Genomic DNA, 7,649 nt, shown 5'->3' with positions numbered 1-7,649 from the left:
TCAGTATTTATGATGATAACAAGCCTAAAAAATTCTTGGAACAAGTTTTGCATGTGGACAATTGTCCACTTTTTTTATAAAATGAACTCAATCAAAAAGGTTTAGTTATCTGTGAGTCATATTTAAAGGAGGTATTGTTCTTTGGATAAGTTATATGCAAGAATAAGTAAGTCTACAAAACATGTATTATACCAGTACATGAAGGATAATAATATCTCATTATTGAATTATAGTTTCAATTATTTTTTTCAGTATTGTATCCAAAAGTACCAAATTCAAGTGATTAGTCACCACTTTTCTAACCATAAGATAGAAGGTTTGACAGTAGCTGATGAATTAGGGATTAGTTTTTCTTATGAACGAGAAAATCCAAAAGTAAAACAGAATTTCACACTGTGTCATGAATTAGGGCATTTTATGCTTAAACATGATGGAAATTATTTCTCAGAATCTATTGATAATCAAGAGAATTTGCTAGAACGAGAGGCGAATATTTTTTCTGCTGTGATATTGATGCCGGATATTGTCCTTTTATCAAAAATTTACTTTAGTTATGATACTTTCGATCAAGTACAAAATAGTCTCGAAGTTTCAAAACAGGCTTTATTTTTTCGTCTTTTGGACTTTCTACGGGAACATTATCCTGATAAAGATAGTGAAATCAAACAAGCAGTTGAGGCCTATATTGAAGGGAAGAATGCTTCTATTTTTCGTTTGTTTCATGATATCAGAGAACAAATTATCAAGGAGTTCCATCAGTTTCAACCTTCTCTTATTAATCAGGTTAAGCAGAGGGTGAGTAAAGTAGGTTTTGTAACAAGCCAAGAATACCCAAATTTATTAAATCAAGATAACTGGAAAGCAATTAAAGATAATAATGGCAATTTAAAAACGTGGCTTGTTTATAACAAAGGAAAGTCGATTGCATATGTTTGGGATAAAGAAAAATTCTCAGATGAAGAGGCAAGAAAAAAGGCAGAATTAGAGTTACTATTAATGTGAGGTGAACTATGTATCAACCAGAAAAACTAAAAGCTCGTAGAAAAGAGCTAAAAATGACTCAAAAGGATATAGCAGATCAATTAGGAATCAGCTATCAAGCCTATTCAGCATGGGAACGTGGAGTGAAAGAACCATCCAAGGAGAAAGTACAACGACTAGAACAAATACTAAGAGTACCAAAAGGTTACTTTACAGAAATTGAGATTGTTCGTCTGTATAATACATTGTCGAATAAAGGGAAAAATCAAGTAGTAGAATATGCTCGTGACTTGGTTCAAAAAGAGAAAACCCACCAAGTGATATCAGTTTCAGAAAAACTTTATGAATATCGTGTTTACGAAAAAATGTCTGCTGGTATTGGTGCATCAGTTTACGATGATCAAAACTACGACACTGTTTATTTTAATGAAGAACTAGCTCATGATTTTGCCTCGTGGGTATCTGGTGATTCTATGGAACCAAAATATCAAAACGGGTCGGTTGCTCTTATTCGCGAGACAGGATTTGATTATGATGGAGCAGTCTATGCTGTAGTGTGGAACTTTCAGACCTTTATCAAGAAAGTCTACCGTGAGGAAGAGGGGCTACGCCTAGTTTCTATTAACAAGGATTATAAGGACATCTATATTCCTTATGATGAAAACCCTCGTATTGTGGGTAAAATTGTAGGAGACTTTATGCCATTAGAGGTATAAGTTAGGAGAATACCATGGGAATGACGTATAAAGCAAAATTAGAAAAAGCTAAAATGAGGAATATCACTATCCCCTCAGAAATTTTGGAAAAAGATATTGTGGGCGTATATAAGTTTTTTGCCATTTTAGAAGATGAAAAAGTCTGTTTTTATATTGGAAAATCAACTAATATCAGAGAACGATTGTTGTCTTCAAACGGCCATATTCATTTGTTTTTTAAAGAATCAGAGAAGTTAGTACCATCTGAAATTAAATATTATCTTGATCAAAATTATGAGATTTTAGTTGAAATAGAAGAGGTTGATTACTTCGATACGGACTTTAGCAGAGCATCTCATCGACTTTCTTTGGCTGAAATAACTGAAATTGTTAAATATCAAAGTATGGGACAATGTTTGAAGCAACTACCAGAAGGCATAGGAAAAGGTGAGAGGGAATATTGGGAAAACAAATATAAAAGAGATAGATAATGGGCTATTTTGATTGTTCACGAGAACCAAAATCTGATATTGCTTTTGTAGATATGAGATTTTTCTATGCTAGTGTTGAGTGTGTGGAACGTGGATTGCATCCTTTAAGGACCTCGCTTTGTGTGATGATTAGAGCAGATAATTCAAACGGATTTATCTTAGCTTCCTCTCCAATGTTCAAGAAAGTCTTTTGAGCACCACAAGAGGCGAAGTCACAAACTCCGCCTCCTTCTACATATTTTTTGTTATAATAGAATATTTTATTTGAAATATCAAGACTTATGCTTGATAAAGCTAGAAAACTTACCCTTTTCCAGCAAGAATATCTGATACTTTATACAATCCTGGGGAATATGTCCGACCAAATAGTTTTTTCGTCAAGGCATTAAACGTATAATGGTCATCTAAAATCAAGACTTCGTCATACGTTTTTAAGAGTGCAATAAAGTCATCGTCTGTTAAATTGGAATCATCTCTAGTATCGATATTTTTATTGCTGAGGTAATAACTTGTTGCGCTGTCGCTGTATGATGCCATTAAATCTAAAAATTTTTGGTCAACCGACACAAAATTTTCTCTGGCATCAACATTGACATCCCACAGATAATAACGACTAGCATATTGGGCAAAATAATTATCTACATTCTCCTTATCTGCTGTTACAACCAAAATTCTATCCGTTGACGAATTACTCTGACTTCCAGTAAACTGACGAATTTCTTTTGCGACCTCGTTTGTTTCCTGATTGTTATTGTAAACAATGCTATTATTTTCTGACAAGAACATTCCAATGGCATAAACTGTCAAAACAAGGCTCGCGTATTGGTACAAGTGTTTATTAAATAAGCTCTTGTAAGACCTAGCATTACGTTTACTAATGATTTTTTCATACAGACACTTGTCCATTACCCATGCTAAAGCCATGGTCAAACAACCAAAAGCAAAGATAACGATGCTCGAAGCATAGCGCTCAAATCCTGCTAATTCTAACGCTTCATCAGTCGGCATTGCTGTCAGATACATGAGTAAAATGCCAATATAGTAAGTCACAATCGAAATATTAACAAATCCCCAAGTCAACAAGACAAATTTCTTATATTTCAAACGAATGCCAATCACAATAAAGGCAATCAGCATAATCAGATTGATTATCAAAATTCCATTGCTTGCCAAACTGTCAAACGTGAACACCGATTTGACAAAAAGAGTGATAATTTTTTGTGGGACGCCTGACAGATTTCCAGTCAATACCTGACCAAGTTCTGACATGGACACCGCATGCTTGGCACTTGAGGCATTTGGGAAATTATCCGTCACATGCTTTTGCCAAATAACAAAAGGAAGACAGCTGACCAGCAAGGTCATTATGAGCAGCACTAGTACTTTTAAACGTGCTCTTTTACGAACAAGTAAACGCACAATACAAACCACATAAACTACTAAAACGAGAGCGACAAAGAAAAGTCCACTTACTTTGACGATACTTAATAATCCAAGAATTACCGCCGTATTTAGCGACAAAAACCAGAAACGATTACGATAGACAAAACAACCTGCTATGGCTGCCAAGGCCAAGGCCGGAAGCAGAAAATCAACCAGCAAATTATTTAATCGAATAGCAACGTTGAACGTATTAAAAACAGCAAACGAAGCAAAAATCATGCTAACCATTAAGACACGTCGATCATCACGAAGTGCCGCAAACATGGCATAAAGACTGGAAGCAATCAAGAAGAATTGCCCGACCAACATACTACCTTCTGAAAAGCCTACGATAGTCGTGAAAAAATAAATGAAAAGTGAACTTCCAACAGGATAGGTATAATAACTAATAATCGTATCCTGCTGTGTTGGCAAAGCATTATTGATATGGAAAAATTTTACAATCGTTGCCCAATGCGTAAAATTATCATAATGTAAAAGCGGTGAATGCCAGAGCGTTATTCCAAACAAAAGCAAATAAGCCATCATTCCAAGCGCAATATAATCAAGTCTCCTAAAGCGATATTTCTTTTTCCATACCGCCCAAAGATAATAAAGACTCAAAAGACAGCCCAAAACAGAAATGGCATACACGGTCTGCAACATAAAGCCTAACAGACTACCAAGGTACAATACCAATGTAATGACTGAAAATGTAAACACCCATGTCAGACTGCGATTCATCTTCACAGTATTACGGAAAAAGGCATTGTACCCCATGGTAATCACAAAGAACAACAGTAATCTAGCAATACTAATCATACTCTCCCTCTCCATTCATTTGCTAAGGCTTTAAAAGCAGGTAAGCTATCCAAATCCGCTAAATTGGTAACTCGATAAAGCGACTCGTCTCTATCAGTATCATAGGACACAAAAGTCAACTGAATTGGCAAATCTTTGTAGGTAAATGCGACATTCGGTTCTTTTTTAGGATTTGTCAATTTTCCAGAAAATGTCATGTAATAATAATCTGTCTTTCTAAGCTGGCATTTTTTTCCAGCAACATGAACCTCTTCATTGACACGAACTTTCGGAAAAGCTACTTGGTCATAGGCTGAAACAGGACGTTCATTATTTTGGAAACGTTGACTAAAGTTCTCAAGTAAATCATCCCATGTTGTCATCCAAGGGTCTTTTTCCTTCGGAAGATTGTGATTAATGCGGTCATAAATGTACTGATAAAATTCGCGCTTATCAGCTTCAGGAACTTCTGAAAATTGAACGCCGTAGCGCCAACCATTATCAATCGCAAAAACACGAACAACATGACCTTTTACCCTCGCATGGTAATCACGTGATTGCAAATTAAGCGTCAGTTCTTTTTCTTTCGGCAAATACAATGGTAAATCCGTATAGAATGAAATCCCCGTTTCTGAAATATCACAGACTCTCACTTGGTAAGAATCATCATCAACCTCAATAACCATAGCTTCATCAACAGTAAAACGCTCACTTGAGCGATAAATCGGACGACCAAGCGCACAGAAAATCGCAAAGGTCAAATTGATGATATGATAAATCAACCAAAAACTGATAATACTTCCATAAAAAAGCTCTGAACCAAATTTTCCATAGTTAAAAGTCACCAAACCATAAACGGCTAATCCCCATAAAACAAGATAAGGAAGCGCATAAAGGTACAACGTCCACGACGTATAATTTCCCTTACGTGTCACCTTAAATTTTTTATTGCTAATGCCAAAGGACTCCAACATCATGGGAATAAACAAATACGGAGCAAAAATCGTTTCCACAATTTCTCCCCAAACCTGTGTTTGGTATCGTTTTGAGACTTCTCGCATTGACAAGCGTGTCAAGGCGAAACTTGGCAACCAGAATAGGAACAGTAGCCAGATATTTGACACCACCACACGCACATGGAAAACCGTATATAAAATCGGTGCCAAGATATACAATAACCGTCTAAAGAAAGACCACCAATAAAGATAGCCATTAATATAAACAATTCTTTGCCCCTTTGTCAATTTGGGATTAAAGAAGATATTCATATTGTAGCTACTGCGAATAACGCCACGTCCCCAGCGCACGCGCTGTTTGATGACACTCTTCAAATCTGTTGGCGTTAACCCGCTAGCCATTGGACTTTTCGTCGAATAATTTACATAACCAGCCGCATTTATCCGAACACCTAGCTCGAAATCCTCCGTAATGGTATCTGTCGGAAAACCACCAACATCTTCAATCGCCTTGCGGAAAATAAGCGTATTAGACCCCGTATAAAGCGCTGCACCGTGCGAATTATTGAAAACATTAATTTCTTTGGAAAAGAAATCTTGTTCGTTTGGTAAGGTTGATTCTGAAAACAAGTTAAATTGGAAAATATCAGCATTGTAAAAACTTTGTGGCGTTTGAATCAAACCAATTTTTGACTTATCATAATCGTCACCATTTTCATAAGCCTCAACTTGTTCAACAAAATAAGGCACAGTTTCCAACAGGAATTCACGATAAGGAATCATATCCGCATCAAATGTCGCCACCAAAGGTGATGACGTCTGACGTAAAGCATTATTGTAGTTTCCTGATTTGGCATCTTTATTATCCGCCAAACCAAAATAACCAACACCAAGCTCATCAGCCAATTTGGCAACTTCTAGACGATTGGTATCATCACAGACGTAGATATGCACCTTAGACTTATCAGGATATTCCATAAAAGTGCAGGCATTAATCGTCTTATAAAGCAACTCTGGATCCTCATTATGCGTTGCAATCAAAACATCCACATCTGGGTAACGCTCCTTAGCAATCTCAGGCTTTTCAAGCTCAAAGTCCTTTTGCTTATTCCAAATGAGAATGTAGCCTGTAATGGCTGAAACTACCTCACTTCCCCACAATAAAATCCCAAAGATCAGCGCAAACCATGAATCATGCCACGGAATAGTCGCCACCAAACGCCAAGTTAAATAAAAGGCAGTCGTTACAAATGCAACGAAATAGAGTATCCTCTTACTAGTCTTCATTCTCACCTCCACTAAAAATCAAATGTTTTTGCACAAAATAACTGACAATGAAAAGTGTACCGTCAACTAAAATCTTCACCAATGAAATTGGCAGCGTCGTCAAGGCATTTCCTAGAACTGTTACCAATAAACTTGACAAAACAATCTGTACTACCACTAAAGTGAAGTATTTTATCGCACTATTTGATTGACCTCGTTTAAAGACCACCTTACGATTCAAGGTGAAATTAACAACAGATGATATCACACGCGCTAAAATCGAAGCTAACGTCACCGCACTAAAACTCAATCCATTAAACAAAGAAATTAAAATCGTAAAAGCAACAATATCAACCAAGAAGGAAAACAATGATGAAAAAATGTACTTGAAGAAAACCTTGTAAATTCTAATCGAGTCACGAATCACATCAAAATGCGACGACTGATTTTCATCCAAATAAATCGTTGCAATGCCAACTTCACAAATCAGAATATTGTCCTCTTTTGCCTCAAGTAACATATTCATCTCAAACTCATACCGTTCACCCTCCACGGTTAAGAGTTTTGGCAACCATGACATAGGAATCACACGAAGTCCCGTTTGCGTATCAGAAACGTTCACACCTGTCATAGCCCCCAAGACGTCTCTTGTCAATAAATTTCCAAATTTACTACGTAAAGGAACAGATTTTTCAAATGTTCTAACACCCAGCACCAAACTATCAGGATGTTGCAAAAATTCAGCCAAACATTTCATCATGTCTTCGTAGGTGTGTTGACCATCAGAATCAATCGTCACAATTCCTTTGGCATTAGGAAAATTGTCCAAAATATATGAAATAGCCGTTTTTAAAGCACGACCTTTTCCTTTATTATCAGCATGTCTTTGCAAATGACAAGCATAGTTACTCTGCGCTATTGCAAATAACGGTGCAAAATCAGCTCCACTACCGTCATCGACTAGAATAATGTCAAACATTTGATTTTCCTTATCCCGAATATTTTTCAAAAGTTCCAACAAACGGTCATCAGGTTCA

The 7,649-nt window shown here is 36.4% G+C and carries 6 protein-coding genes and 1 pseudogene; 4 read left to right on the top strand and 3 right to left on the bottom strand.

Going from position 1 to position 7,649, the window contains the following annotated elements:
• Positions 1–141: 141 nt before the first annotated feature.
• The 4 genes and pseudogenes from AX662_RS09625 to AX662_RS09610 form a co-directional block, all read left to right on the top strand.
• Positions 142–1,002 carry an ImmA/IrrE family metallo-endopeptidase gene (locus tag AX662_RS09625; protein ID WP_060972327.1) on the top strand — a complete coding sequence of 287 codons (861 nt, stop codon included), beginning with the start codon at positions 142–144 and terminating at the stop codon, positions 1,000–1,002.
• An 8-nt stretch (positions 1,003–1,010) separates the two neighbouring features.
• Positions 1,011–1,697 carry a helix-turn-helix domain-containing protein gene (locus AX662_RS09620; RefSeq protein ID WP_060972326.1) on the top strand — a complete coding sequence of 229 codons (687 nt, stop codon included), beginning with the start codon at positions 1,011–1,013 and terminating at the stop codon, positions 1,695–1,697.
• Positions 1,698–1,711: 14 nt separating this feature from the next.
• Positions 1,712–2,167: a hypothetical protein gene (locus tag AX662_RS09615; RefSeq protein ID WP_173018555.1), complete on the top strand. Its 456-nt coding sequence runs from the start codon at positions 1,712–1,714 to the stop codon at positions 2,165–2,167.
• Positions 2,167–2,358, top strand: a pseudogene (locus AX662_RS09610) (DNA polymerase); the annotation flags it as partial. The gene AX662_RS09615 and the pseudogene AX662_RS09610, both read left to right, overlap by 1 nt.
• 112 nt (positions 2,359–2,470) lie before the next feature.
• On the opposite strand, the gene AX662_RS09605 reads toward AX662_RS09610, so the two are convergent.
• The 3 genes from AX662_RS09605 to AX662_RS09595 form a co-directional block, all read right to left on the bottom strand.
• Positions 2,471–4,411 (bottom strand): hypothetical protein, encoded by a 1,941-nt coding sequence (locus tag AX662_RS09605; protein WP_060972324.1) that lies wholly within the window; start codon positions 4,409–4,411, stop codon positions 2,471–2,473.
• On the bottom strand, positions 4,408–6,633 hold the full coding sequence (locus AX662_RS09600; RefSeq protein ID WP_060972323.1) for a glycosyltransferase family 2 protein: 2,226 nt from the start codon (positions 6,631–6,633) through the stop codon (positions 4,408–4,410). The genes AX662_RS09605 and AX662_RS09600 overlap by 4 nt, the downstream gene beginning before the upstream one ends.
• Positions 6,623–7,649: bifunctional glycosyltransferase family 2/GtrA family protein (locus AX662_RS09595; protein WP_156430710.1), on the bottom strand; the 1,027-nt coding region annotated here is incomplete at its 5' end. The genes AX662_RS09600 and AX662_RS09595, both read right to left, overlap by 11 nt.

The organism is Streptococcus sp. CCH5-D3 (genome assembly GCF_001556435.1).
Lineage (GTDB): Bacteria > Bacillota > Bacilli > Lactobacillales > Streptococcaceae > Streptococcus.
This window is presented reverse-complemented; position numbering and strand designations above follow the sequence as displayed.

Bases quoted from the DNA above. Each gene is read 5' to 3' on its own strand.
- AX662_RS09620 (WP_060972326.1), top strand. From the start codon at position 1,011: ATGTATCAACCAGAAAAACTAAAAGCTCGTAGAAAAGAGCTAAAAATG.
- AX662_RS09615 (WP_173018555.1), top strand. From the start codon at position 1,712: ATGGGAATGACGTATAAAGCAAAATTAGAAAAAGCTAAAATGAGGAAT.
- AX662_RS09600 (WP_060972323.1), bottom strand. From the start codon at position 6,633: ATGAAGACTAGTAAGAGGATACTCTATTTCGTTGCATTTGTAACGACT.
- AX662_RS09605 (WP_060972324.1), bottom strand. From the start codon at position 4,411: ATGATTAGTATTGCTAGATTACTGTTGTTCTTTGTGATTACCATGGGG.